Origin of the sequence: Pseudonocardia sp. DSM 110487 (assembly GCF_019468565.1) — a bacterium.
GTDB lineage: Bacteria > Actinomycetota > Actinomycetes > Mycobacteriales > Pseudonocardiaceae > Pseudonocardia.
In genome coordinates this window covers 452,607-478,600 of sequence record NZ_CP080521.1, presented here as the reverse complement: position 1 = coordinate 478,600, position 25,994 = coordinate 452,607, and the positions used below count along the sequence as shown (strand labels likewise).

The 25,994-nt window shown below is 72.5% G+C and carries 21 protein-coding genes, 1 tRNA gene and 1 pseudogene; 16 read left to right on the top strand and 7 right to left on the bottom strand.

The genetic code is table 11. The annotated features are described in order from the left end of the window. Positions 1–49 precede the first annotated feature (49 nt). The 5 genes from K1T35_RS02010 to K1T35_RS01990 are packed head-to-tail and all read right to left on the bottom strand — an operon-like array spanning position 50 to position 7,105. Positions 50–2,002 (bottom strand): alpha-amylase family protein, encoded by a 1,953-nt coding sequence (locus tag K1T35_RS02010; RefSeq protein WP_220258493.1) that lies wholly within the window; start codon positions 2,000–2,002, stop codon positions 50–52. Next, on the bottom strand, positions 1,984–4,044 hold the full coding sequence (locus K1T35_RS02005) for an alpha-amylase family protein (RefSeq protein ID WP_220258492.1): 2,061 nt from the start codon (positions 4,042–4,044) through the stop codon (positions 1,984–1,986). The genes K1T35_RS02010 and K1T35_RS02005 overlap by 19 nt, the downstream gene beginning before the upstream one ends. 9 nt (positions 4,045–4,053) lie before the next feature. Beyond that, on the bottom strand, positions 4,054–4,872 hold the full coding sequence (locus K1T35_RS02000; RefSeq protein WP_220258491.1) for a carbohydrate ABC transporter permease: 819 nt from the start codon (positions 4,870–4,872) through the stop codon (positions 4,054–4,056). After that, positions 4,869–5,822, bottom strand: a complete 954-nt coding sequence (locus K1T35_RS01995; protein ID WP_220258490.1) for a carbohydrate ABC transporter permease — start codon at positions 5,820–5,822, stop codon at positions 4,869–4,871. The genes K1T35_RS02000 and K1T35_RS01995 overlap by 4 nt, the downstream gene beginning before the upstream one ends. Beyond that, positions 5,819–7,105 (bottom strand): ABC transporter substrate-binding protein, encoded by a 1,287-nt coding sequence (locus tag K1T35_RS01990; RefSeq protein ID WP_220258489.1) that lies wholly within the window; start codon positions 7,103–7,105, stop codon positions 5,819–5,821. The genes K1T35_RS01995 and K1T35_RS01990 overlap by 4 nt, the downstream gene beginning before the upstream one ends. A 119-nt stretch (positions 7,106–7,224) precedes the next feature. Between K1T35_RS01990 and K1T35_RS01985 the strand changes: the two genes are divergently transcribed. From K1T35_RS01985 to K1T35_RS01950, 8 genes and pseudogenes are all read left to right on the top strand, one after another. After that, positions 7,225–7,926, top strand: coding sequence for a GntR family transcriptional regulator (locus tag K1T35_RS01985; protein ID WP_220258488.1), 702 nt, complete (start codon positions 7,225–7,227; stop codon positions 7,924–7,926). A 415-nt stretch (positions 7,927–8,341) separates the two neighbouring features. Continuing rightward, complete coding sequence (ssd, locus tag K1T35_RS01980; RefSeq protein ID WP_255621480.1) at positions 8,342–9,454, top strand: septum site-determining protein Ssd; 1,113 nt, start codon at positions 8,342–8,344, stop codon at positions 9,452–9,454. Next, positions 9,451–10,647, top strand: a complete 1,197-nt coding sequence (locus K1T35_RS01975; RefSeq protein ID WP_220258487.1) for a TadA family conjugal transfer-associated ATPase — start codon at positions 9,451–9,453, stop codon at positions 10,645–10,647. The genes ssd and K1T35_RS01975 overlap by 4 nt, the downstream gene beginning before the upstream one ends. Next, positions 10,644–11,447, top strand: coding sequence for a type II secretion system F family protein (locus K1T35_RS01970; protein ID WP_220258486.1), 804 nt, complete (start codon positions 10,644–10,646; stop codon positions 11,445–11,447). The genes K1T35_RS01975 and K1T35_RS01970 overlap by 4 nt, the downstream gene beginning before the upstream one ends. Continuing rightward, positions 11,444–12,196, top strand: coding sequence for a type II secretion system F family protein (locus K1T35_RS01965; protein ID WP_220258485.1), 753 nt, complete (start codon positions 11,444–11,446; stop codon positions 12,194–12,196). The genes K1T35_RS01970 and K1T35_RS01965 overlap by 4 nt, the downstream gene beginning before the upstream one ends. A 47-nt stretch (positions 12,197–12,243) precedes the next feature. Then, positions 12,244–12,462, top strand: coding sequence for a DUF4244 domain-containing protein (locus K1T35_RS01960; protein WP_220258484.1), 219 nt, complete (start codon positions 12,244–12,246; stop codon positions 12,460–12,462). Further along, positions 12,462–12,833, top strand: coding sequence for a TadE family type IV pilus minor pilin (locus K1T35_RS01955; RefSeq protein ID WP_220258483.1), 372 nt, complete (start codon positions 12,462–12,464; stop codon positions 12,831–12,833). Before K1T35_RS01960 ends, K1T35_RS01955 begins: the two co-directional genes overlap by 1 nt. Then, a pseudogene (locus K1T35_RS01950) lies at positions 12,830–13,171 on the top strand (Rv3654c family TadE-like protein); the annotation flags it as partial. The gene K1T35_RS01955 and the pseudogene K1T35_RS01950, both read left to right, overlap by 4 nt. Before the next feature lie 462 nt (positions 13,172–13,633). On the opposite strand, the gene K1T35_RS01945 reads toward K1T35_RS01950, so the two are convergent. After that, complete coding sequence (locus K1T35_RS01945; RefSeq protein ID WP_220258482.1) at positions 13,634–16,027, bottom strand: DEAD/DEAH box helicase; 2,394 nt, start codon at positions 16,025–16,027, stop codon at positions 13,634–13,636. A gap of 223 nt (positions 16,028–16,250) precedes the next feature. On the opposite strand from K1T35_RS01945, the gene K1T35_RS01940 reads away from it, so the two are divergent. From K1T35_RS01940 to topA, 6 genes are all read left to right on the top strand, one after another. Then, positions 16,251–18,563, top strand: coding sequence for a sodium-translocating pyrophosphatase (locus K1T35_RS01940; RefSeq protein ID WP_220258481.1), 2,313 nt, complete (start codon positions 16,251–16,253; stop codon positions 18,561–18,563). 87 nt (positions 18,564–18,650) lie between these two features. Beyond that, complete coding sequence (locus tag K1T35_RS01935; RefSeq protein ID WP_220258480.1) at positions 18,651–19,199, top strand: hypothetical protein; 549 nt, start codon at positions 18,651–18,653, stop codon at positions 19,197–19,199. Positions 19,200–19,303: 104 nt separating this feature from the next. Further along, positions 19,304–19,873 carry a hypothetical protein gene (locus K1T35_RS01930; protein ID WP_220258479.1) on the top strand — a complete coding sequence of 190 codons (570 nt, stop codon included), beginning with the start codon at positions 19,304–19,306 and terminating at the stop codon, positions 19,871–19,873. A gap of 4 nt (positions 19,874–19,877) precedes the next feature. Beyond that, positions 19,878–20,486 carry a hypothetical protein gene (locus tag K1T35_RS01925; protein WP_220258478.1) on the top strand — a complete coding sequence of 203 codons (609 nt, stop codon included), beginning with the start codon at positions 19,878–19,880 and terminating at the stop codon, positions 20,484–20,486. Positions 20,487–20,552: 66 nt separating this feature from the next. Next, complete coding sequence (locus tag K1T35_RS01920; RefSeq protein ID WP_220258477.1) at positions 20,553–21,146, top strand: hypothetical protein; 594 nt, start codon at positions 20,553–20,555, stop codon at positions 21,144–21,146. A 369-nt stretch (positions 21,147–21,515) separates the two neighbouring features. Beyond that, positions 21,516–24,236: a type I DNA topoisomerase gene (topA, locus tag K1T35_RS01915; RefSeq protein ID WP_220262325.1), complete on the top strand. Its 2,721-nt coding sequence runs from the start codon at positions 21,516–21,518 to the stop codon at positions 24,234–24,236. Between the two features lie 45 nt (positions 24,237–24,281). Here topA and K1T35_RS01910 read toward each other — a convergent pair whose 3' ends face one another. After that, a complete protein-coding gene (locus tag K1T35_RS01910) occupies positions 24,282–24,749 on the bottom strand; it encodes a GatB/YqeY domain-containing protein (RefSeq protein WP_220258476.1) in 468 nt (155 codons plus the stop codon). Positions 24,750–24,794: 45 nt separating this feature from the next. Between K1T35_RS01910 and K1T35_RS01905 the strand changes: the two genes are divergently transcribed. After that, positions 24,795–25,736 (top strand): metallophosphoesterase, encoded by a 942-nt coding sequence (locus K1T35_RS01905; protein WP_220258475.1) that lies wholly within the window; start codon positions 24,795–24,797, stop codon positions 25,734–25,736. A gap of 24 nt (positions 25,737–25,760) precedes the next feature. Further along, positions 25,761–25,834: transfer RNA gene (locus K1T35_RS01900), tRNA-Pro, on the top strand. Positions 25,835–25,994: the final 160 nt, after the last annotated feature.

Sequence of the window (25,994 nt, the reverse complement as noted above, 5' to 3'; positions counted from 1 at the left end):
TCCTCCTGTTCCGGCACTCCACAGACGAGTACGAGAAGCGGTTCACCCATCACATCTCCTTGTCGATCACCAAGACCTCGAACAAACCGAGCGGCGGCAGGTCCACGCCGGGCCGGCCGTCCCGTTCGGAGACCGGGAGATCGGTATCGCCGAGCAGCGCCCGCACCCGCGCGGACGGGTCCGCCCACGGGATCCACAGACGGGCCCCGTGCACGGTCACGGGCGGCCCGAAACGCTGCGGCCCGGCGCCGGTGAGGTTCACGAGGTGCACCACCTGCCCCGCGCGCGAGCGGCCCAGCACCACCTCCACCTGGTCGGGTAGGTCGGTGTCCACGGCGATCGGCACCGGCACCGCTGCGAGGACGGCGTCGACGAACAGGTCGCGGTGCGCAGACAGCCCCACCTCGCGGTAGGCCCGGCCGACCGTCCATGGCAGCACCGTCGTCCGTCCCGCCCTGAGCAGGCCGGGCTGCGCGAGCTCGGCGTGCCCGTGGCACTTCTCCGGCGGCCCGTAGGGCGCACGGGAGAGCACCCGCATCGCGGTGCGCGCGCCGTCGGTCGGCGCGACCACGTGGTACGCGCCGATGACCGGAACTGGGAAGGTGCCGGTCAGCACGTGCATCGAGCGAACCGCCTCGACGCCATCCCGCACCGCGAGCCGCTCCCGCACCGGTGACCCGGCCAGCTGAACGGTGTCCGCGTCGAACCCGCTGGAACCCGTGCTCACGATCGCGCCGGCGAACGCGTCGAGCGCGGCGACCGCGCCCGGCTCGAGCGGGCCGAGGTCCGGGAGCACGACGGCGGAGTACTCGCCGAGGCGGCCGCAGTCGCCCAGCCGCTCCTCCCCCAGCACGTCGAACGGCACGTGCCGTTCGAGAAGGGCTCGGTACAGGCCCTGGAACTCCGCGGTCGGCACCTCGGACGCCAGCGGGTCGGGCCGCACGAGCAGTACGCGCGCCGCCGGTACGAGGTCGGTGTAGACGTCCTGGTAGTCCCGGTGGTGGCGGGTGATCCGCCCGGCGACGTCGAGGCACTCGTAGCGCGAGTCGTCCGGCGTGCCCATGACGTACGTCGACGGGTTCGCGCCCCGCGAGATCGCCTGCACGAGGTACTGCGCCACGTGCTCCGGCTCCTCACCGGCGAGCCGGTACGGCATGTCGACGAAGCCGACCGCGTTCGTGAACACCGGTACCTGCGGCCGGTACGTCCGTGCCGCGCTGACGTGCTCGCTGGTGCGGTGGTGCCACAACGGCCGGCCGACCGCATTGTTCGCCTCGTGGAAGACGATGTCGGCCGTGTCGCCCATGATCAGCGGCGCCTCGGGCCTTCGCGCCGCGATCAGCTCCCGCATCCGGCCGCAGAAGTCGTCGATCATGGCCTTGGCGAACCGGCGCCACCGCGGGTACGCGGGGGCGTCAGGCCCGGTCGGCAGCGGTCCGCCGAACGCCCGGGCGCACGACAGGCACTGGCACACCCCGCGGTACCGGCCGCTGTAGTCGCGCTCGTTGTAGGAGGCCCAGTTGAAGAAGAAGCCGTCGACGTCGTAGCGGGAGAGCACCTCGTCGACCACGGCGAACGTCTCGCGCTGGTAGTACGGCGCGCTCGGGCAGACGCTCGTGAGGCCGCTCACGACCTGCCACTCCCCGTCCGGGCCGACGAAGCACCACTCGGGGTGCTCCTCGGCGCGGCGCCGGTCGACCTTGGAGAAGTCCATCCGCGCGAGCAACCGGACCCCACGGGCGTGTGCGGCGGCCACGGCATCGCCGACGAGGTCGCCGCTCTCCCGCTCCGCCAGTGCGGGATTGCGGGTCTGTGCGGTCAGGTCGGTCGGGTAGTTCGAGATGATCCCGCCGACGGACAGCAGCCATGCGTTGGCGCCGAACTCCTCGATCTGGTCCAGGACCCGTTCCACGTCGAGTCCGGCGTCGATCTCCCGCAGGTTGGTCTGGAACGTGCGGAACGGCTCGTACCACCACAGGCCCATCAGCGGGCGCCGTCCCACGTCAGGTGCAGCACCTCGAGCAGCTCGACCGAGTCGACGACGACGGTGGCGCAGCCGTTCGCGACCGTCACGTCCGGCTCCGCACCGCTGACGAGAAGCCGTGCGCTCGCCGCGGTCCGCCCGTCCGGCAGCGCAACCGAGACGGTGAGCGGGCCCACCGGGATCAGCTCCCGCACCGGACCGCGCATCGCCATCGGATTGGTGAGGTTGACCATGCAGACGGCGAGCTCGCCGTCGCCCTCGTGGACGGCGATGTCGTGCAGCCCCGGCCCGCCGACGTCCACTCGGGGCGGTTCGCCGAGCGCCCACGTCACGGCGTTGGCGATGAGCCTGCCGTGGTCGGGCTGCAGCGAATCCCAGAACAGCGAGCCGATGTCGAACGCGATGTGGACCGTGCGCCCCTCGCCCTGCCGCGCCACGACGGCCGCGTCCTCGGGCGGACGGCGCGCGTAGAGCTCCTCCATCGGCAGGTCGGGGTAGTCGGGCACGAACCGGAAAGGAACCTCGGTGTCCGCGGCCGGGGTGACGCGCAGCAGGTGCGTGCCCCCGATGATCCGGCGGGCGCCGTCGTAACCGGCCGAGAGCGGGTGCTCCCCGGTCAGCGCGATGTAGTTGTTCTTCACCGGGCCGCGCGCGTCCCGCTCCAGGTGCACGCCGAGTACGTCGGCGAGGCCGAAGTCGGCCCGCGGCGTGCCGTCCACCCCGTGCAGCGACGTCCGGTAGCCGGCCACCACACCACCGCCTGCCCGCACGAACTCGCGCACGGCCGCGCACGCCTCGTCGCTCATCCGCTCGGCGTTGGCCAGCACGAGCACCCGGAAGCGCGCGAGCTCCTCCGGGGTGAACCGGGTGGCGGAGACGAACTCGAACGGGATCCGCGCCTCCACCAGCGCGTGGTGGAAGCCGTCCTCGTGGTCGTCACGGCCCGGCTCCGCGGCGTCGAACACCGCCACGTCGGCGGTGACCCGCATCCGGGACAGCACCGGCTCCACCGCCGCGTGCAGGCCGAAGGCGTCGACGACGGGGGCCACCCACCGATCATCGGGCACCATGCCGTTGAACTTGGTGAACCAGGGCAGCGCGCCGTGCGCGATGCCGTCCACGATCCAGGTCCGGATCTCCGCGGGACCGGCCACCGAGTCCTTCCACCGGTGGGCGTGGTGCTCGGGGCCCACCGAGGAGATCAACGCCACCGGCCGGTCCCGGAAGGCACCCCGGCTGCGCTTGGCGTTGCGGCCCGCGGTCCACGGCGGGTCGATGCCGGTGCGGCCCTGGCGGTCGAGCACGAAGAAGGGGTAGTGCCGCTCGATCAGGTCGCGGTCGAGCTCGTGCGCGGCCACCCCGCCGAGGTTGGGGATGAACCGCGCGTGCGGGCGGATGTCCTTCACCGCCGTGTCCCACAGCGCCACGAGCTCGCTGAGCTGCTGGCGCCGCCACGGGACGTACGCCTTCCACGCGAGGTCGTCCGGGTCGTACGGCTCGATCGGCAGCTCGTGGCCGGTGGCGTCGAAGAACGACCGGCGCGCGTCGTCGCTGTAGGAGACACCGTGGCCCTGCCAGCGGTTCGCGAAGACGGCGTCGATGTCGTACTCGCGCACCAGCTCCCGGGCCACCTCGGTGACGAACTCCCGGTTGTACGGCCCGAACGGGCAGGTCACGTACGTTCCGGGGAACGCCCAGTGCTCGCGCGGTGCGCCGTCAGGAGTGCGGGCCACCCACTCCGGGTGCGCCGCGAGTGCGTCGGCGTGCACGGCGTGCGGGTCGACGCGCGCCATCACGTGCATGCCCAGCGCGCGAGCGCCCGCGACGAGCTCGCCGAACGGGTCGCCGTCGCCGAGGTGGCGGCTGCGGTAGTGGTACGGGATCCGCGTCGGGTAGAAGGCCATGTAGCCGCCCGCGCTGATGCACGCGGCGTTGGACCGTGTCCGGCGCATGACATCGATCCAGAACGCCGAGTCGAACTCGACCGGGTCGTTCTCGGTGAGCGTGAGCTGGGTCCAGCGCGTGGCCGTCCGGTGCCAGTCGGTGGTGCGCAGGTTCATTTCAGTCCCTCATTTCAGGCCCGTCGTCGAGATGCCGCGGATCAGGTACTTCTGTGCCGTCACGAAGAACACGAGGATGGGCAGCAGCGACAGCAGCGACATCGCGAACAGGGCGCCCACCCCGCTCGAGGTCTCCGAGCTCATCATCGAGTTGAGCGCCACCGGCACCGTGAACATCTCGGTGGAGGTCAGGTAGATCAGTGGCGTGAAGAAGTCGTTCCACGTCCAGATGAAGGTGAAGATCGCCGACGTCACCAGTGCCGGGGTCATGAGCGGCAGGACGATCGACCAGAAGATGCGGAACGGCCCCGCACCGTCGACCCAAGCCGCCGCGTCCAGCTCGCGCGGGATCGTGCGGATGAACTGGACCATCAGGAACGTGAAGAACGCGTCGGTGGCGAGGAACTTCGGCAGCAGCAGCGGGAAGTAGGTGTTCACCATCCCCAGCTGCGAGAAGAAGATGTACTGCGGCACCACCAGCACGTGCAGCGGCAGCATCACCGACACGAGCGTGATCGCGAAGTACAGCCGCCTGCCGCGGAACTCCAGCCGGGCGAGCGCGTAGGCGGCGAGCGAGCAGGACACGAGGTTGCCGACGATCGAGCCGACGCTCACGAACAGCGAGTTGGCGAAGAACAGCGAGAACGGCTCGTCGAGGGCGTTCCACCCGTCGCGGTAGTTCTGGAACGTCACCTCCGACGGGATCAGGCCCGGCTCCGACAGCACGAGGTTGCCGGGCTTGATCGAGCTGACCACCATCCAGATCAGCGGGTAGATCATCAGCAGCACGAACGCGCACATCGCGACGTGCCGCACGCCGGCCCTCATCGCTCGTCCCCGTAGAACACCCAGTACTTCGAGAGCAGGAAGTGCCCGGCCGTCACGACCGCGATGACGAGCAGCAGCACCCACGCCATCGCCGACGCGTAGCCCATGTTGAAGCTGTTGAAGCCCTGTTGGTACAGGTAGAGCGTGTAGAACAGCGTGGAGTCCAGCGGCCCACCCTGGCCTTCGCTGATGACGTGCGCCTGGGTGAACGCCTGGAACGCACCGATCGTCTGCAGCACCAGGTTGAAGAACACGATCGGCGTGAGCAGCGGCACCGTGACGCTCCAGAACTGCCGCACCCTTCCCGCGCCGTCCACCCGCGCGGCCTCGTAGAGCTCCTCGGGGATCTGACGCAGACCCGCCAGAAAGATGATCATCGGCGAGCCGAACGTCCACACGTTGAGCACCACGAGCGTCGACAGCGCGGTGTCCGGGTTCTGCAGCCAGCTCTCACCCTCGATGCCGAACCAGCCGAGCACGCCGTTCACGAGCCCCTCGTGGCCGAAGAGCTGCCGCCACAGGATCGCGACGGCCACGCTGGAACCGAGCAGCGACGGCAGGTAGAAGGCGCTGCGGTAGAGGGCGAGCCCGCGCATGCCCTTGTCCAGCACCACCGCGAGCAGGAGCGCGAACGCCAGCTGCAGCGGGACCGAGACCAGCACGTACTTGAGCGTCACGCCGACCGACGCCCAGAACCGCTGGTCCTCGGCCATCCGCCGGAAGTTCTCCAGCCCGATGAGCTCGGGATCGTGCAGCAGGTCGTAGTCGGTGAACGAGAGGTAGAGCGACGCCAGCAGCGGCACGGCCGTGACCAGGACAAGACCCAGCAGGAACGGCAAGAGGAACACGTGCGCCGCGCGGCCCTGTCTGCGGAACGACGGCATCCCGCGCCGCGGCGGCCGAGGTGGTGGGCTCTGCGCAACCGGGCGCACGAGCGTGTCCTGGGTCATGACGCCCTGCCCAGCTCGCGATCGATGTCGGCGATCACGCGCGCGGCGGCGTCGGAGACGCTCGCCCGGCCCAGCGCGACCTCCTCGATGCCCCGTCCCATGATCGTGCGCCACGTCCCCGAGCCGGGCGGCGCCTCGTAGCGGGGCTTCTGCTCCTGCGCCATCTCCTGCTCGACGACGGCGAGCATCTTCTTCTCGTCATCGTTGGCCACCGAGTAGGCCGCCTGCAGCATCCGTGGGTTCGCCGGCGCACCCACCGAGAGCCCCACGATCTGCAGGAACGCCGGATCGTTGATGTTGAAGTGCACGAGGCGGCCGGCCGCGTCGAGCTTGTCGTCGTCGATGCCCTGGTAGACGGCGAGGCGGCTCAGGTAGCCGAAGCGGTGCCCCGCCGCGGCGTCGGGGAGCACCGGCATCAGCCGCAGCCCGAACTCGTAGTCGGGGAACATCGGCGCCTCGTCCGCGATGTGGTTGGAGTTACCGAAGGTGATCAGCACCTTGTCGCCGACGACGTCCCACTCCGGGGACGGGCCCTCCTGCTCGGACAGGCTCGTCGTGGCGCCCGCCCTGCGCAGCACCTCCCACCACTCGAACCACTCCGCGAGGGTGGCGACGTCGAAGCCCATACGCCCGTCGGCGGACCACAGGTCCTGCCCGTGCTGGCGCAGCCATGCCTCGAAGTTGAGGTCGCCGTACGCGTTGTGGTGGATGGCCTTGCGGCCCTCGGGGGCGTCGCGGGCGTAGTCGATCAGGAACTCCGAGAGCCCGTCCCACGTCCAGCTCTGCGGGTCGTCGGGGGGCAGCTGGGCGCCCGCCTCGTCGAGGAAGGTCTGGTTGTAGCGCACCGCGGCCGTCAGCACCGAGCGCGGCAGGGTGTTCAGCTCGCCGTCGATCTTGTACGACTCCAGCTGCGCGGCGCTGAAGGCGGAGAGATCGAGCGAACCGATGTCGTCGAGGCGCCGGTAGAGGCCGGCGTCGTGGTAGCTCATGACCTGCGGCGACGGGATCCAGAAGATGTCGGGGACGTCGCGACCCGCGGTCTGGACCGTGATGCGCTCCTGGTAGGCGTCGTAGTCGGCGAACTCGGGCCGGACCTCGATGCCCGGGTTCTGCCGGATGAACGCGTCCAGCGCCGCCGTGTACTTCTGCTGGCGGATCGTGTCGCCCCACCACGCGTAGCGGATCGCGGTGCCGTCCGACCCGCCGCCGCAGGATGCGAGCGCCGTCATCCCGGCTCCGAAGCCGACCAACTGCAGGAAACGTCGTCGGTTCATGGCGTCCATCCGGTGCTCCTCGACTCTGAGGTTGACGCTGCCGGGTCGACGCTACGAAGGCGGATACTTGTCAGTCAAGATGCTTTGCATACTTGTCTAACAATTCTGGAGAGCAGTAGCGTAGGCGCATGTCGGCAGGCACGTCGAGGTTCACGCTCGCGCCCTCGTCGATGATCGATGCGCTCTACGAGTCGATGCGGCAGCGGATCATCAACGGCGAGATCGCCCCTGGCGAGAAGGTCACCGAGGCGCGGGTGGTCGGCGAGTACACGGTCGCCCGCCCCACGGCGAAGGCCTGCCTGGAACGACTCACCGCAGCGGGGCTGCTGCAGCGCACGGCCCACCGCACCGCTGTCGTACCCGAACTCGACAAGGCCGAGATACTCGACCTCTACTTCGCGCGCGACTCGATCGAACGCCGCGCGGTGCAGCGGCTCGCCGAGCTGGGCACGGTCCCCGCCGAGACCCGGCGCGCCCAGGATGAGATCGAGCGCGCCGTGGCCCACAAGGACTTCGCGCACCAGGTGGAGGCCGACATCGCCTTCCACTCCTCACTGGTCGACGCCGTGGGCAGCAAGCGGCTCTCCCGCATGCACGAGCTGATCATGGGCGAGGTGCACCTCACGATGGGCCAGTTCCAGGCCCACCGCACCACCGACCCCCGCACGGTGGCCGCGGAGCACGGGGCGATCCTCGCGGCGATCGAGACACACGACGCCGCGGCCGCCGCAGACCACCTCTCCGCACACCTGCGAGCCGCACAGGACCGGCTCGTCGCACGGTTGGCCCGCGACGAGCGGGAGCAGGAGCCGCCGCGGGTGGGCGCCTGAGAGGCGACGCTCACGGGCGCCCGCTGCGGCGCATGATCATCAGTTGGGCGCGGCAGCGGCCGTATATGGCCGGTTCTGCACAGATCCGTTGATCATGAGCGTGATGATCACCGGGGGGGCACGTGGGCGGCCCCATGCGGCCGCCCCAGCACCGGATCGGCGATCACGCCGGCCCGCGCCTCGCATACAGCGCCTCACTCGCTCCCTGTGGATGGATCGGCCGCGAGGCAGCAGCCCCCGAGCCATTCTTCCCCAGGGGCGTGACGGGAACGGGCTGGTCAGCTGCGGATCAGGCGAGTTATCCACATCAACCACAGGTTGTCCACAGGTTCGATGATCGTCCGCCACACGGCCCCTCGACCGGCAACGCTTGCTCCTACCCGGCTCGCCCGACCGGGTCCACGAGGAGGCTGTCGTGCGATCGAGAGAGATCACGGAACGGCCGGGTCCGCCGGCCAGGGGCCTGGTCATGGTTTCCGACCCCGACCTGCTCGACGCGCTCCTGCGGCTCGCGGCCGCCGCGGGGTGCGAGCTGCAGCGCGCGGTCGATCCCCCGCAGGCCCGCGCGTTCTGGAGCGATGCCCCGCTGGTGTTGCTCGACGCCGCGGCGGCCGCCCAGTGCGCCAGGGCCGGGCTGCCCCGGCGCGGCGACGTCGTCCTCGCGGTACGCGGTGAACCACAGGCGTCGGTATGGCGTCACGCGGTGGCCGTCGGGGCCGAGCACGTCATCACGCTGCCCGAGGCCGAGCAGTGGCTGGTCGCGGCGCTCACCGACGCCGCGGAAGGTCCGCGCCCTGGCGGCACCGTGCTCGCGGTCGTCGGCGGCCGTGGCGGGGCCGGGGCGTCGGTACTGGCCGCGGCCGTCGCCGTCACCGCCGTGCGGGAGGGCGCCCGCGCACTCCTCGTCGACTGCGACCCGCTCGGCGGCGGGCTCGATCTCGTCCTCGGCGCGGAAGACCTCGGGGGGCTGCGCTGGCCCGGCATCGGGGTCGAGGGCGGCCGGGTCCCCGCCGCCGCCCTCCACGCGGCCCTCCCCTCACCCCGGGTCGGGCGCCGCGACGGCGCGCTCGGCGTCCTCTCCTGCGACCGCAGCACGCACGGGCCGACGCCCGCCGCCGTGCGAGCCGTGGTCGAAGCGGGCCGCCGGGCAGGCGACGTCGTCGTGTGCGACCTCCCGCGTCATCCCACCGACGCGGCGGCCGCCGCACTGGGCGTCGCCGACCTCGTGGCGCTCGTCGTCACCGCCGACATCCGTTCGTCCGCCGCAGGCGCCCGGGTCGCGGCGCTGCTCGCCCGGCACGGCAAGCCCGTCCGAGCCGTCGTCCGCGGCCCGGCTCCCGGCGGAATCGAGGCCGACGAGGTCGCCAGGGCCGTGGGAGTCCCGCTGCTCGTCGCCATGCGCCCGGAGCCGGGGCTGGCGCGGGCACTCGAGCGCGGCGAGGCACCAACCCGCCCGCACGGTCCGCTCGCCGTCGCGGCGCGGTCCGTGCTCTCCGCGACCAGAGCGGCCTCGGGGACGCGGTCATGAGCCCGCTGGTCCGCACCGCGCCACCGGCCGACACCACCCCGCTCGTCGACAGGGTGCGGTCCCGGCTCGCCGCCACCGGCGGGGAGCTCACGCAGGCCGCCGTGGCCGCGGCCGTCCGTGCCGAGTCCGGCGGCGTGGTCTCCGATCTCGACGTCCTGTCCGCACTGCGGATCCTGCGCCAGGAGTTCATCGGTGCGGGCCCGCTCGACCAGCTCCTTCGTGATCCGCGCACCACCGACGTCCTCGTCTGCGGGCCGGCCTCGGTATGGGTCGACCGGGGTTCCGGGCTCGAACGCACCGCGGTCCGCTTCCCCGACGACGCGGCGGTACGCCGCCTCGCGCAGCGCCTCGCGATCGCGGCGGGACGGCGCCTCGACGACGCCAGCCCGTACGTCGACGGCTGGGTCGCCGACGCGGGCGTGCGGCTGCACGCCGTGCTGCCACCGGTCGCCGCCGACGGCACCTGCCTGTCGCTGCGCGTGCTGCGCCCGGCGGCCCACGACCTCGCGGCACTGCGTCGGTCGGGCACGCTCGACGCCACCGGCGAGGCGCTGCTGCGTGCGGTGCTCGCCGCCCGGCTCGCCTTCGTCGTGTCGGGGGGCACCGGCAGCGGCAAGACCACGATCCTGGCCGCATTGCTCGCGGCCGTCGACCCGCGGGAGCGGGTGGTGTGCGTCGAGGACGCGGAGGAGCTGCGGCCCCGCCACCCCCATGTCGTGCGGCTCGTCTCCCGTCCCGCCAACATCGAGGGCGCGGGCGGGGTCACACTGCGCGACCTCGTCCGGCAGGCCCTCCGGATGCGACCCGACCGGCTGATCGTCGGCGAGGTGCGCGGCGGCGAGGTGTGCGACCTGCTGGCCGCGCTCAACACCGGCCACGACGGCGGCGCGGGCACCGTCCACGCCAACTCCGCACGGGAGGTGCCCGCGCGGATGGAGGCGCTCGCCGCCGCCGGCGGACTGCCGCGCGACGCGCTCCACAGCCAGCTCGCGGCGGCCGTGCAGGTCGTGCTGCACATGAGCCGGCTGAAGTCCGGGGCACGGGTCCTCGACACCGTCGCCGTGCTGGGCCGCAACCCCGACGACCACACCGTCGCCGTCCGGCCCGTGTGGACACGCGCGCAAGGCTGGACGGCGGATCGCCCATCGCTGGGTGCGCTGCTCGATGAGCGGGAGGTGAGCCTCCCGTGGTGAGCACCGCCGCCGCCTGCGCCGTCCTCGCCGCGGCCGTCGTCTGCGCGCCACCGCCGCCCGCAGTGGCCCGGTTCGCCGCGTTGTGGCCGGCCGGGCGCACGTCGCGCATCCGCTGGCCGAACCTCGTCGGGCCGCTCCTCGCGGGCGGGCTCGGCGGGGCCGTGCTCGCCGGGGTGGGCGGCGCGCTCGCGGGAGCGCTGGCCGCGCTCGTCGTTCGGCGGCGACAAGTGGTCCGGCGTGCGGCGCGGGACAGAGCGGCCGCCGCCGAGCAGCTGGCCGCCGCCGTCGCCCGCATCACCGACGAGCTGCGCGCCGGCAGCCATCCGGCCGCGGCGCTCGCCGGCACCGACGCCGACGGCCCGCATGCCAGATCCGTGCTCGCCCCGGCCGCCGTGGCCGCGCGGCTCGGCGACGGGATCGTCCCCGCGCTGCGCCGTGGCGGCGCGCGCCGCCCCGAGATCGGCTCCGACGTCGAGCGCATCGCCACGGTGTGGGCGCTCGCCGAACGCCATGGCATCCCGCTGGCCGACCTCCTCGGCCGCGCCCACGAGGACATCCGCTGGAGGGTGCGGTTCGCGGCCACCGTCCGGGCGCAGCTGGCCGGGCCACGCGCCACCGCCGCCGTGCTCACCACGCTGCCGGTGCTCGGCATCGGGCTCGGGCAGCTGATCGGCGCAGACCCGATCGGGGTCCTGCGTGGCGGCCCGCTCGGACAGGTCCTGCTGGTCATCGGGGTCGCGCTGCTGGCCGCCGGCAGCGCGTGGTCGGAGCGGATCCTCGGTTCGGCGGTGCCCCGATGACGGGCGGGCCGCCGGTCCCCTCCGGCCAGGTCGTGGCGCTCGCGCTGCTCGCCGCCGCGCTCCTCGTCGGTGGCACGCGGCACGGCCGCCTCCGGCTCCGCGCGTTGCAGACCCCGCCCGCACAGCCGGCCCCGGAAGGCCCGCCGGTCCGCCCCACGTGGGTCGCCGTCGGCGCGGCGGCGGCCGGCGCGCTCGGCTGGGCGGCAGCGGGCGCCACGGCCGGCCTGCTGCTCGCGGCCGCCACAGCGGGAGCGGGCGTCCTCGCGACGCGCCGGGGCGGCCGTCCCGGCGGTGCGCTTGCTCCCGAACCGGACACGGACCTCGCGGCCGGCTGGGAGCTCCTCGCCGTCTGCCTCGAGGCGGGCCTGCCGGTGGCCCTCGCCGTCACGGCGGCCGCCGAGCCACTCCGAGGCGTCGTCGGCGCTCGCCTGCGCCGCACCGCCGGCCTGCTCGAGCTCGGCGCCGACGCGTCGGCCGCGTGGCTCGCCGCGGAGCAGCTTCCGGCGCTCGCCACGTTCGCTCGCGCGGCAGGGCGCTCGGCCGGCACGGGATCGGCCCTCGCACAGGTCGCACGCGCCGAGGCCGAGCGGATCCGGGCCGGCCTGCTCGACACGGCACAGGCGAAGGCCCAGCGCGCCGCCGTGCTCATCACCGCGCCGCTCGGCGTGTGCTTCCTCCCGGCCTTCATGGTCCTTGGCATCGCCCCCGTCGTCGTCGGCCTCGCCGGCGAAGTGCTCGCGAACTGGTGAGCGCGTCGGCCCACGAGAGAACACACCACGAGAAGAAGGAGAAACCGATGATCCACCGCTACCCCACCCGCCCGTTCGGCGAGGAGCTTCCCGCCCGGCTGCGCCGGCTCGGTCACGACGACCACGGCATGAGCACGGTCGAATATGCAATAGGCACCGTCGCTGCCGCGGCCTTCGGAGCCTTGCTCTACACAGTCGTCACCGGCGACTCGATCCTCACAGCGCTCACCGGCCTCGTCGAACGCGCCCTGACGGTCACGTTCTGATGGGAGCGCGGGCACCTGGCCGCGGCGCAGCGGCCGACCGGGACCGTGGAGCCGTCACCGTCGAGGCGGCACTGGCCCTGTGCAGCCTCGCGGTGTTCCTCGCCGTGGCGGTCGGCGCCATCGCCGCGGCGGGCGGCTCGATCCGGTGCGTCGACGCGGCCCGCGAGCTGGCCCGGCTTGCCGCTCGCGGTGAGGCCGAGCGAGGCCACGCCGTCGCAGCACAGCTGGCCCCGTCCGGTGCCCGGCTGGCGCTGCGCGCCGAAGGCGACCTCGTCGTCGCCGAGGTGTCCGCCGACGTTCTGCACCCCCTCCCGGTGCGGATCGGGAGCCGCGCGGTGGCCGCACTCGAGCCGGGAGCCACACCGCCATGAGTGCTCGCCGGCACGGGGCGCACGATCGGGGCAGCGCCACCGTATGGGCGGCGGTCGGCGTGTCGGTGATCATGACGGTGTTCGCGGTCGGGTTGCACCTGGGGGCCGCGGTGATCGCCCGGCACAGGGCCGAGGCCGCAGCCGACCTGGCCGCACTCGCGGCGGCCGGCCTCGCCGTCGAGGGTGCGGAGGCCGCGTGCCGCCGTGCCGGCGAGATCGCGGGGGCGATGGGCGGCACGGTGACGTCGTGCCGGCTGGTCGGCTGGGACGCGCTCGTGGAGGTCCGCGTACCGGTCGCGATCGCGGTGCCCGGCATCGACTCCGCCGCGGGCCGCGCACGAGCCGGCCCGGTCCCCACGACCGGCACTTCCGGCCCCGCACCACCCGCGATCGGCACCACGCCGCCGAACGCACCAGCCACACCTCGCCCGGTCGGGTCCGGTTGCGGCGGCAGATCACCGAGCCCCGCGACGAGCGGTCGGCCGACGTGGACAGGCGGGCCTGCCTGCCCGGAGATCGCCCCACCCGTGACGCGGCACCACCGCCCGGCGACACGGCGCACCACCGGAACGCTCGTCGTCACATCCGTACCGATCAGCGACACGCACTGGAATCGGAGGCATCCGACGCGCCTACTGGATGCAGTCCCCGGCCGGGTTCGCCCGGCCGGACCCCTGCACTCGCTCCCCAGACTGCGGTGGGGCCGGAACGTCGGAACCGACGCTCACCCCATATCCGGCCCGCCGCGCGCCGACCGTCGCCGGCCGGCCCGGCCCCCGACGAGGCCGGCCGGCGGCGGTCTACCTCGGGCCCGCGCCCACCCTCCGGTGGGGAGCACCGGCCGCAGCGCGCGGTTCGCCCAACGCGTCGAGCACCACGTCGAGCACCGCCATCGCCCCCGACTTGTCCAGTGGCGCATTGCCGTTGCCGCACTTCGGCGACTGCACGCAGGACGGGCACCCGGTGCGGCACTCGCAGTCGGCGATCGCGGCGCGCGTGGCGGCCAGCCAGCGGCCGAGCACCGCGTGCCCGCGCTCGGCGAAGCCCGCACCACCGGGATGGCCGTCGTGCACGAACACGGTGGGCCGGCCGGTGTGCGGGTGCAGCGCGGTGGACATCCCACCGACGTCCCAGCGGTCGCAGATGGCGAAGAGCGGAAGGAGACCGATCGCGGCGTGCTCGGCGGCATGGAGCGCACCCGGGATCCGCTTCTGCGGCACCCCTGCGGCGACGAGCGCCTCCTCGTCCACGTCGTACCAGACGCCACGGGTACGGAGCACCTGCTCGGGCAGGTCCAGCGGAGTGGTCGCCAACACGGTGCCGTCCGGGGCCCGGCGCAGGTACTCCACCACCTGGGAGGTCACGGTCACCTCGCCGAACGACACCCGCACCGCCCCGAGGTCGCGGTGGGCGAGCACCCGCGCAACCTCGACGTCGGCCGTGGACCGCGCGTCGGTGCGGAACCCCGGGTCTGCGGTCTCCACCACGGCGATCCCGGCCTCGAGATCCAACTCCTGCACGAGGTAGGTCTCGCCGCGGTGCAGGTACACGGCGCCGGAGTGCACGGTCGCGGGGGCCGACGCCCCGTCCACCGTGCCGAGCATGCGGCCGGTCTCCGCCTCCACAACGGCCACCTGGCCGAGCCCGGAGCCCCTGATGTCCACCGCACCGGCGGGGCGTTCCCGCGTCGAGGGCCAGTACCAGGCGGTCGGCCTGCGCCGCAGCACCCCGTCGGCCACGAGCTCGTCGAGCACGGCAGCGGCAGGCGCGCCACCGAACACGTCGCGGACGTCGTCATCGGTCAGCGGGAGCTCGGCCGCCGCGCAGACGAGCTGCGGGCCCAGCACGTACGGGTTCGCCGGGTCGAGCACGCAGCCCTCCACCGGGGCGCCGAGGAGGGCGTCCGGGTGGTGCACCAGATAGGTGTCCATGGGATCGTCCCGCGCCACGAGCACCACGAGCGCCTCGTCGCGGGCCCGACCGGCACGTCCGGACTGCTGCCAGAACGACGCGCGGGTGCCCGGGAACCCCGCCACCACCACGGCGTCGAGGCCCGCGATGTCCACGCCGAGCTCGAGCGCGTTCGTGGTCGCCATCCCGAGGAGCTCACCGCCGGCCAGCGCGGCCTCCAGCGCCCGCCGCTCCTCGGGCAGGTAGCCGCCCCGGTAGGCGGCCACCCGACGTGCGAGACCGGGGTCGACGTCGGCGAGCAGCCGTTGGGCGGTGAGCGCAGCCACCTCGGCACCGCGCCGCGACCGCATGAACACGAGCGTGCGCGCGCCCTCGAGCACCAGGTCGGCGAGCATGCGGGCCGCCTCGGTGCCGGCCGCGCGGCGCACCGGTGCCCCGTTCTCACCGGTCAGCTCCGGCAGCAGGGGTGGCTCCCACAGCGCGACGGTGCGCCCCGCCGCGGGCGAACCGTCCTCGGTCACCGCCGCCACCTGCCGCCCGGTGAGCCGCGCGGCGAACGCCGCCGGTTCGGCCACCGTGGCCGAGGCGAGCACGATCGTCGGGCACGAGCCGTAGCGGGCGCACACCCGAAGCAACCTGCGCAGCAGCAGGGCCACGTGCGTCCCGAACACCCCTCGGTAGGTGTGGCACTCGTCCACCACCACGAACCGCAGCCTGCGCAGGAACATCGCCCACTGGCCGTGCCTCGGCAGCAGGGCGCGGTGCAGCATGTCCGGGTTGCTGAACAGCCAGCGACCGTGTCGCCGGGCCCAGTCGCGCGCGTCCGCCGAGGTGTCGCCGTCGAACGGCGCGGCCCGCACATCGGGCACGGCCAGCGCATCGAGGGCCCGCAGCTGATCGGCCGCGAGCGCCTTGGTGGGCGACAGGTAGAGCGCGGTGGCCTTGGGGTCCTGCGCGAACCGCGCGAGCACCGGCAGCTGGTAGGCGAGCGACTTGCCCGACGCCGTCCCGGTGGCCACCACCACGTCGCGACCGGCCCAGGCCAGCTCTGCCGCATCGGCCTGGTGGGTCCACGGGGCAGGCACCCCCTGGCGCTGCCACGCCTCCCGCAGCCGACCCGGCACCCATTCCGGCCAGGCCGCGGTCCGCCCGGGCCGGGCCGGGAGTCGCACGGCGTGCCGCAGCGGACCATCCGCGCCGCTGTCGGCCTGCCCCTCGGATCCGGCGAGCACGCGGCGCAGCAGGACCTCGCCCCGCCCTGCTGATTCGCGCTCGTCACCCACGGTGCCCGAGGTTGGCACACCGCACCGACGTCCACCCCGTCCGGTGCCCCGAGGCCGAGGAGTCGATCACGCATTGGTGAGGGGGCTCACTGCACGGTGTCAAAAGCCACACACTTACACTGCACGCGCCTGTACCGCGCCCACGTGGGGCGACGGGTTTTCTCCAGACGCCAGGGTTGCCGTCCGTGTTCCCTGGCCCGTTTCGTAATGACCAGGAGGACGGATGTCCGTGTCCACCCTCGCCGCGAGCGATCTGACGCTCGCGGGGAGCGACTACGCCATCGTCGGCGTGGTCGCGGTGGTCGCGCTCGCCGCACTGGCCATCGGCTTCGTCCTGCTCCGGGAGGTTCTCGCTGCCGGCGAGGGCACCTCCAAGATGCAGGACATCGGTCGAGCGGTCCAGGAAGGCGCCGCGGCGTACCTCAACCGCCAGTTCCGCACGCTCGGCATCTTCGTCGTGATCGTGTTCGTACTGCTGTTCGCCCTGCCGGGCGACATCGGCGAGCGCGTGGGGCGGTCGATCTTCTTCGTCATCGGCGCCGTGTTCTCCGCCACAATCGGCTACCTCGGAATGTGGCTCGCCACCCGCGCCAACATCCGGGTCGCCGCGGCGTCCAACGAGACCGGCGGCCGCGAGAAGGCCATGCGCATCGCGTTCCGCACCGGCGGCGTGGTCGGCATGTTCACGGTCGGCCTCGGCCTGTTCGGCGCAGCCGTCGTGGTGATGGTCTACACCGGCCAGGCCCCCAAGGTGCTCGAGGGCTTCGGCTTCGGCGCTGCGCTGCTCGCGATGTTCATGCGTGTCGGCGGCGGCATCTTCACCAAGGCCGCCGACGTGGGCGCCGACCTCGTCGGCAAGGTCGAGCAGGGCATCCCCGAGGACGACCCGCGCAACGCGGCCACCATCGCCGACAACGTCGGCGACAACGTCGGTGACTGCGCCGGGATGGCCGCCGACCTGTTCGAGTCGTACGCGGTCACGCTCGTCGCGGCCCTGATCCTGGGCACGGCCGCGTTCGGCCAGCAGGGCCTGCTGTTCCCGCTGATCGTGCCGGCCATCGGGGTGCTCACCGCCGTCGTGGGCGTCTACATCACCCGGGCCCGGGAGGGCGAGGGCGGCCTCAAGGCCATCAACCGCAGCTTCTACATCTCGGCGGTCATCTCCGCTGTGCTCTGTGTGATCGCCGCGTTCGTGTACCTGCCATCGAGCTTCGACGCGCTCAACGGCCCCACCGATGGCACCGTCGTCGCCGCGATGAGCGGCGCCGACCCGCGGCTCATCGCCTCGGCCGCCGTGATCATCGGCATCGTGCTGGCCGGCGTGATCCTCTGGCTCACCGGCTACTTCACCGGCACCGAGGACAAGCCGGTCAAGACGGTGGGACAGTCCTCGCTCACCGGGGCGGCCACGGTCATCCTCGCCGGCATCTCGATCGGCTTCGAGTCGGCCGTCTACACGGCGCTCGTGATCAGCGCGGCGGTGTTCGGCGCCTTCGCGCTGGCCACTGGCTCGATCACCGTGGCGCTGTTCGCCGTTGCCCTCGCCGGCACCGGCCTGCTCACCACGGTCGGCGTGATCGTCGCGATGGACACCTTCGGCCCGGTTTCCGACAACGCGCAGGGCATCGCCGAGATGTCCGGCGACGTCGAGGGCGACGGGGTCGGCATCCTCACCGAACTGGACGCGGTGGGCAACACCACCAAGGCCATCACGAAGGGCATCGCGATCGCCACGGCGGTGCTCGCCGCCACGGCCCTGTTCGGGTCCTACCGCGACGCGATCAACCAGGCGCTCGCCGAGGCAGGCGGCACGCTCGCCGACGCGGGCACCGCGTTCGCCTTCGAGGTGTTCGCGCCGAACACGCTCGTCGGTGTGATCATCGGCGCGAGCGTCGTGTTCATGTTCTCCGGGCTCGCGATCAACGCCGTCACGCGAGCGGCAGGCGCGATCGTGTTCGAGGTCCGCCGGCAGTTCCGGGAGGAGCCCGGGATCATGGAGGGCACCGTTCGCCCGAACTACGCCAACGTGGTGGACATCTGCACCCGCGACTCGCTGCGCGAGCTGGCCACGCCCGGCCTGCTCGCGATCTTCGCTCCGATCGCTGTCGGCTTCGGCCTCGGTGTCGGCCCGCTGGCCGGCTACCTGGCCGGCGCCATCGCCACCGGCACCCTGATGGCCATCTTCCTGGCCAACTCCGGTGGCGCATGGGACAACGCGAAGAAGCTGGTGGAGGACGGTAACCACGGCGGCAAGGGCTCGCCGGCGCACGAGGCCACGATCATCGGCGACACGGTCGGCGACCCGTTCAAGGACACCGCGGGCCCGTCGATCAACCCGCTGATCAAGGTGATGAACCTGGTCTCCGTGCTGATCGCCCCGGCGATCGTGACGTTCTCGGTGGGCGACTCGGCATCGACGCCGGTCCGCATCGTGATCGCGTTGATCGCGGCCGCGATCATCGTCGGAGCGGTCGTGGTGTCGAAGCGCCGCTCCACCGCCATTGCCGACACCCCGGCGGAGAGCACGGTCAGCTGACCGCATCTGCGCAACCGGAGGCCGTTCACCCGTACGGGTGGACGGCCTCCGTCGTTGAAAGGGCAAGCGCCAGCCCCGGGAGGACCCATGAGGACGCGCAGGATCAGCTGCACCGTCGCCGCGCTCGCGGCGCTCGTCGCGGGGTGCGGCGGCCCGGCCGCGCCGAGCGAGGAGGCCGTCGCGTGGACCAACCAGGTGTGCGGGGCGCTCTCCGGTTTCACGCGAGCAGCCACGACCAGTCCGCAGATCAACCGCGGCGACCCGGTGGCCGCAGTGCAGGAGCTGGACCGGTACCTCGGGGCGACGTCCGACGAACTGCAGCGTTCCCTCACCGCGCTGGATGCCGTCGGCGCAGCGCCCGTGGACGGCGGCGACGTGTACGTCGGCCGCCTCGAGGAGGCCCTGCGCGGCATCCGGAGCGGCTTCGACTCGGCCCGCACGCAGCTCGCCGCCGTCGACGTGTCCGACCCGGCACAGCTGGCTACCGCCGTACCGGCGGCCTTGGCTCCCTTGCAGGAGCTGCGCAACCTCCCCGCGCCGACCGAAGGGATGCGCGCCAGCGAGGAGCTCGGTGCGGCGAGCGAGCAAGCCGAGAACTGCCGCCAGCTCCGCGCGACCGGAGCACCGGCGGGCTGATCGAGCAACACCGCTCGCCGCAGCCGTCCGAGGGCCGCTGCGGCGCACACCCGACCGGCGGGCACACTATCGGGTGACCTGTCCCCACGCGCCGGAGCAGCTGCATGCCCCGTATCACCCCACCTGCCCTCCTCCTTCCGGCCGTCGTGGTCATGGCGCTGAGCGGCGGATGCACCACCGCGGTATCTGGAGCCGCCTCGGCCGACACGGCGGAGCAGGCCACGGTGGCATGGGTCGATCAGATCTGTGGTTCGCTCCTGCCGTACGTCAAGGCCGCGGTCTCGCCGCCGAAGTCGGCCGAGGCCCCTGACGTAGCCACCCTCGTCCGCGACCTCAACAACTGGTTCAGCGTGTCCGAGGAGAGCGCCGGATCGGCGATCAGCGGCATGGCCGCGGCCGGACCCGCGCCCATCGCGGGTGGCAACGAGGTCGTCGACAAGCTGAGCAGCACGCTGGAGACCATGCGGGCGTCCTACCGCGACGCACGAACCCGCATCGAGCGGGTCGACATCAACGACCGGCAGGAGCTGCAGCGCGTGGTGCCGGCCGCCGTCGAGTCGGTGAGGCGGCTCTCGCGGAGTCCGATGGCCGACCTGCAGAGCAACCCGGAACTCGCCCAGGCGGGCCGGCAGGCGGCCGGCTGCCAGCAGATCGCGCAGGAGGCAGGGAGGTGATCGCATGATGACCCGCTCGTCCCGACGTGGGCCGGCCCTGATCGGGATGCTGGCCGCCGCGGCCATACTCACCGCCGGCTGTACGACCACGGTCGGAGGGACGCCGGCCGCCGACACGGCACCGCCCAGCGAAGGTCCGGGGAGCGATCCGGTCGCTTGGGCCGATCGGGTCTGCGAGTCGGTGCTGAGCTTCGCAGTGCCCGCGACGTCCGCCCCGGACTTCTCGAGGTCGGCCGACCTCCCGGCCGTCCAGCGGACGGTCAGCTCGTACCTGGACACCGTGATCGCAGGGGCTCAGCGTGGCCAGGCGCAGCTCACCGAGGTGGGCAGGGCTCCGGAACCGGGAGGCGACGAGGCCGCCCGCAGGACCCAGGACGCGCTCCGGGCACTCGAGGAGGACTTCGACGGGGTCAAAACCACCGTCGACCGCACGAGCCCGAACGACCCCGCCGCATTCATGACGACCCTGGCCCAGGTGGAGTCGAAGGTGTCGGCCGTCGCCCCGCCCAACCCGCTCGGCGACCTCGCCGCCGCGCCCCGCCTGCACCGGGCGGCCGAGCGCTCGGCGCGGTGCCAGCAGCTTTCCGCTTTGGCATCGGACGCACCGCGATAGTCCACCCACACCAGAGATCGGCGCGCCCGGTACCACGAATCGAACGCGTGTTCTACTCTGCGCTACGTGTCGCAGCTGTCGATGTTCTCCGCGGAGGCACGGCCGCCACGGTTGACTGACCTGGCGGGGCTGCTCTGCGGTCCGGGACAGATCGCCCGGTTCGGGGCAGGGGACCAGGCCCGGCTCTCGATCGTCCTGCCCGACGCCGCCCGCGCGCCCGCGGTGACCACCGCGTGCGCGGCCGTCGGCATCCCGGTCACCGGCGTCCGCACCGAGTCCGGCGCTCTGGCCCTGCGCACGGCGTTCCGGTGCGACCTGGTCGGCCTGGCCAAGGCGTGGATGCGAGGGTCAGTGAAATGCGTGCCGGAGGGATGGCAACTGGACGGCCCGGCGTTACGCATGTGGGCGCTTGCGGCGGGCCGGCCTGACGAGCGAGGCGGGTACCTGCTCGCGCTCGACCCGCACGCACCCGAGACGCACCTGCCGCTCATCGCGGCGGCCACGCGGGCGGGTCTCCCGCCGGCTCGCGACGCACGGGGAGCGGCGCTGCGGATCAGCGGTACCCGCCGCGTCGCCCGGCTCGTCGAGCTGGTCGGCCCGGTCCCGCCGGGGGCGGCGACGGACGAGTGGCCGCGGTACTGGGGTAGAACAGCGTCTTGACGAGATGGTTACGCTCTCGCGGCGCAGGTCGGCAGCACGTCGGTCCCTCCCGGTTCCGCAGCTGAATGTGACGAGCGTGACACAGCGGGTGGGTGTGCGAACGCGGGGTTCCGGCGAAAGCCGGTTCCAAGGCCACGCATACTCGGTGTCCTGGCCCCCGTGCAGCCGGCGCGGTGGGTCCCGGAGATGGCCGGTGCGCGTGCCGACGGCAGGCGCTCGCCGACACGTCCGTAGACGATGGAGTAGGACCAGGTGGCAACCGGAACGACGAGTGCGAAGCCCGCGACCGGGAAGGGCGCGGGCGGTGGCCGCGCGGCGGGCGGCGGCCGGGGTACCGGCACGTCCACCGGCGCCGCCAACGGGCGGCCGATGCGACGGTTGGTGATCGTCGAGTCCGGCACGAAGGCCAAGAAGATCCAGCAGTACCTCGGCCGCGACTACGTCGTGGAGGCCTCGGTCGGGCACATCCGCGACCTGCCGCGCGGGGCGGCCGACGTGCCGGCCAAGTACAAGGGCGAGTCGTGGGCGCGGCTGGGTGTCGACGTCGACAACCAGTTCGCGCCGCTGTACATCGTCACGCCCGAGAAGAAGGGCAAGGTCGCCGAGCTCAAGGACGCGCTGAAGTCCGTCGACGAGATCCTGCTCGCCACCGACCCCGACCGCGAGGGCGAGGCCATCGCCTGGCACTTGCTCGACACGCTCAAGCCGAAGATCCCGGTACGCCGGATGGTCTTCCACGAGATCAGCGAGTCGGCGATCCGCGCTGCCGTGGAGAACCTGCGCGACCTCGACCACGACCTCGTCGACGCGCAGGAAACCCGCCGCATCCTCGACCGCCTCTACGGCTACGAGGTCTCCCCCGTGCTGTGGAAGAAGGTCATGCCGAAGCTCTCGGCCGGCCGGGTGCAGTCGGTGGCCACGCGGATCGTCGTGCAGCGCGAGCGCGAGCGGATGGCGTTCATCCCGGCGTCCTACTGGGACATCGCCGCCCTGATGGATGCGGGCGCCGAGGCATCGCCGCGGCAGTTCCCGGCACGGCTGGTCGCCGTCGACGGCACCCGTGTCGCCACCGGTCGCGACTTCGGCGCCGATGGGCAGCTCAAGAGCGCCGGGCGGAAGGACGCCGCAAGGGCCTTGGACGAGGCGAGCGCTCGCCGGCTGGCAGAGGCGCTCCAGGATCGCGACCTCGTCGTCGATTCCGTCGAGTCGAAGCCCTACACCCGCAAGCCGTACCCGCCGTTCATGACGTCCACGCTGCAGCAGGAGGCCGGACGCAAGCTGCGGTTCTCGGCCGACCGCACCATGCGCAGCGCGCAGCGGCTCTACGAGAACGGCTACATCACCTACCTGCGCACCGACTCGACCACGCTGTCGGACACGGCCATCCAGGCCGCCCGCACCCAGGCGCGCGACCTGTACGGCGCCGAGTACGTCTCGCCGCAGCCGCGGCAGTACACGCGCAAGGTCAAGAACGCGCAGGAGGCACACGAGGCGATCCGGCCGGCGGGCGACACCTTCCGCACGCCCGGCGAGATCGCCCGCGAGGTCGACGGCGACGACTTCCGGCTCTACGAGCTCATCTGGCAGCGCACGGTGGCCTCCCAGATGGCCGATGCACGCGGCACCACCGTCAGCATCCGGATCGCCGGCACGGCCGCCACCGGTGAGGACGTGACGTTCGCCGCCTCCGGCCGCACGATCACGTTCCCCGGCTTCCTCAAGGCCTACGTCGAGACGCTCGACGAGGGCAGCGACGGACAGGCCGACGACGCCGAGTCGCGGCTGCCCGAGCTGGTGAAGGGCCAGCCGCTCACGGCGGCCGAGCTGAATCCCGAGGGCCACACCACCAATCCGCCCGCCCGCTACACCGAGCCGAGCCTGATCAAGGCGCTCGAGGACCTCGGCATCGGGCGGCCGTCCACGTACTCGTCGATCATCAAGACCATCCAGGACCGCGGCTACGTGTGGAAGAAGGGGCAGGCCCTCGTGCCGTCCTGGATCGCGTTCGCCGTGATCGGACTGCTCGAGCTCCACTTCGGGCGGCTGGTCGACTACGGCTTCACGGCGGCGATGGAGGACGAGCTCGACGCGATCGCGCAGGGCACCCAGCACCGCACCGACTGGCTGACGGGCTTCTACTTCGGCGCCGAACAGGGCAGTGAAGGCTCGGTGGCGCGGTCCGGGGGCCTGAAGAAGCTCGTGGGCGTCAACCTCGAGGAGATCGACGCCCGGGAGATCAACTCCGTGCCGGTGTTCGACGACGTCGTCGTGCGCGTCGGCCGCTACGGGCCCTACCTGGAGCGGGTGCGCGACGGGGAGTCGCAGCGGGCCAACCTGCCCGACGACCTGCCGCCCGACGAGCTCACGCCCGAGGTGGCCGAGCAGCTGTTCTCGGTGCCGCAGGAAGGCCGCTCGCTGGGCGTCGATCCGGTCACCGGGCACGAGATCGTGGCAAAGGAGGGCCGCTACGGGCCCTACGTCACCGAGATCCTCCCGGAGACCGAGGCGCCCGCGGAGAGCAACGGCAACGGCACCAAGAAGAAGGCCGCCGCGAAGCCCAAGCCCCGCACCGGTTCGCTGTTCAAGTCGATGACCACCGAGTCGGTCACGCTCGAGGACGCGCTGAAGTTGCTCTCGCTGCCCCGGCTGGTGGGCACCGACCCGGAGAGCGGCGAGGAGATCACCGCCCAGAACGGCCGCTACGGGCCATATCTGAAGAAGGGCACCGACTCGCGCTCGCTCTCGGGCGAGGACCAGCTGTTCACGGTCACGCTCGACGAGGCGCTGGAGCTGTACAAGCAGCCCAAGCAGCGGGGCCGACGCGCCGCTGCGGCCACCCCGCCGCTGCGCGAGCTCGGCAAGGACACCGCCACCGGCAACCCGATGGTGATCAAGGACGGTCGGTTCGGCCCGTACGTCACCGACGGCGAGACCAACGCGTCCCTGCGCAAGGGCGACGACGTCGAGAAGATCACCGACGAGCGGGCGAGCGAGCTGCTGGCCGAGCGCCGCACCAAGGCGGGCACGACGAAGAAGGCGCCCGCCCGCAGGAAGGCCGCACCGCGCAAGAAGGCCGAGGCCAAGAGCTGAGGTGCACCTGGGAGCCGTACGACGGCTCCCAGGTGCGCTCGCGGGTCAGGCGAGGAGTGACCGCACCGCGGTCGCGAGGCGCTTGCCGTCGGCCCGCCCGGCGACGGCCGCGGTCGCGTGCTTCATGACCTGACCCATCTGCCGCTGGCCGGGCCGCTCGCCCAGCTCGGACGCGGTCTGCTCGACGGCCGCGCGGGCGATCTCGGCCAGCTCGTCGTCGGAGAGCTGCGCCGGCAGGTAGCGGGCCAGCACCTCGCCCTCCGCGCGTTCCTGCGCGGCGAGCTCGTCACGGCCGGCACCGGCGAACGCCTCCGCCGACTCGGCGCGCTTCTTGGCCTCCTTGCGGATGATCGCGAGCACCTCGTCATCGCCGAGCTCCCGCGCCTCGGCGCCCGCCACCTCGGCAGTGCCGATGGCCGTCAACGTCATCCGGAGAGTGGACTTCACCAGCTCGTCCCTTGACTTCATCGCCGCGGTCAGGTCGGACCGCAGCCGCTCCTTGAGGGTGCTCACGGGAGCGCACGCTAATGCACTCCCCGTCCGACGTACCCTGCAGTTGTGAACAGCTGGGCTCGCCTCGCACTCGGCGCGACCACCACCGGTGCGGCCACCCTCGCCTACTCGGCGGGCATCGAGCGCCGCTGGTGGACCCTCCGGCAGAACACCCTCCCGGTGCTGGCCGAAGGTGCCCGCCCGCTGCGCGTGCTGCACATCTCGGACCTGCACCTCACGCCGCGCCAGCACAGCAAGCAGCGCTGGGTGGCCCGGCTGGCCGAGCTGGAGCCCGATCTGGTGGTCAACACCGGCGACAACCTCGCCCATCCGCGCGCCGTGCCCGCCGTCATCGCCGCGCTCAGCCCGCTGCTCCACCTCCCCGGCCTGTTCGTGTTCGGCAGCAACGACTACTTCGGGCCCACGCCCAAGAACCCGGCCAGTTACCTGGTGAAGAGCTCCCGGCGCAGCCACGGGGAGCCGCTGCCGTGGCGGGACCTGCGGGCCGCGCTGGTGGAGCGCGGCTGGCAGGACGCAACGCACGCCCGCATCGACCTCACCGCGGCCGGGATCGACATCGCCGCGGCCGGCGTGGACGACCCGCACCTGGGTCTCGACCGCTACGACCGCGTCGCCGGCCGCCGCGGGGGTGCACCTGCCCTGCGACTCGGCCTCACCCACTCCCCAGAGCCGCGGGTGCTAGACCGGTTCGCCGACGACGGATACGACCTCGTGCTCGCCGGCCACACACACGGCGGCCAGCTGCGCGTGCCCGGCATCGGCGCGCTCGTCACGAACTGCGGCATCGACCGCTCCCGCGCCCGTGGAGCGTCCCGCTGGGGCGCCCACACCTGGCTGCACGTCTCGGCGGGGCTCGGCACGTCCCCGTTCGCCCCGGTGCGTTTCGCCTGCCCTCCGGAGGCCACGTTGCTGACCCTCGTGCCCCGGCCGTCGGTCGCGGCCGCTGCCAGGGCCACCCCTGCGTCGGCGCCCGCGGACGTCAGCTAGACTCACCAACGGCCCACGGGCCATCGGGGTGTGGCGCAGCTTGGTAGCGCGCTTCGTTCGGGACGAAGAGGTCGCAGGTTCAAATCCTGTCACCCCGACATCGCGAAAGCCCTGGTCAGAGAGTTGACAATGTATCTCTGACCAGGGCCTGCAAGGCATCAGGCGGGCACCGGCGCACCAACAGCGCCGCCATCTGGGTCCTCGTCGTCGAGCGCATGCAGGCGATTTGCTGCCACCGCGGTCCAGGCGCCACAAGCG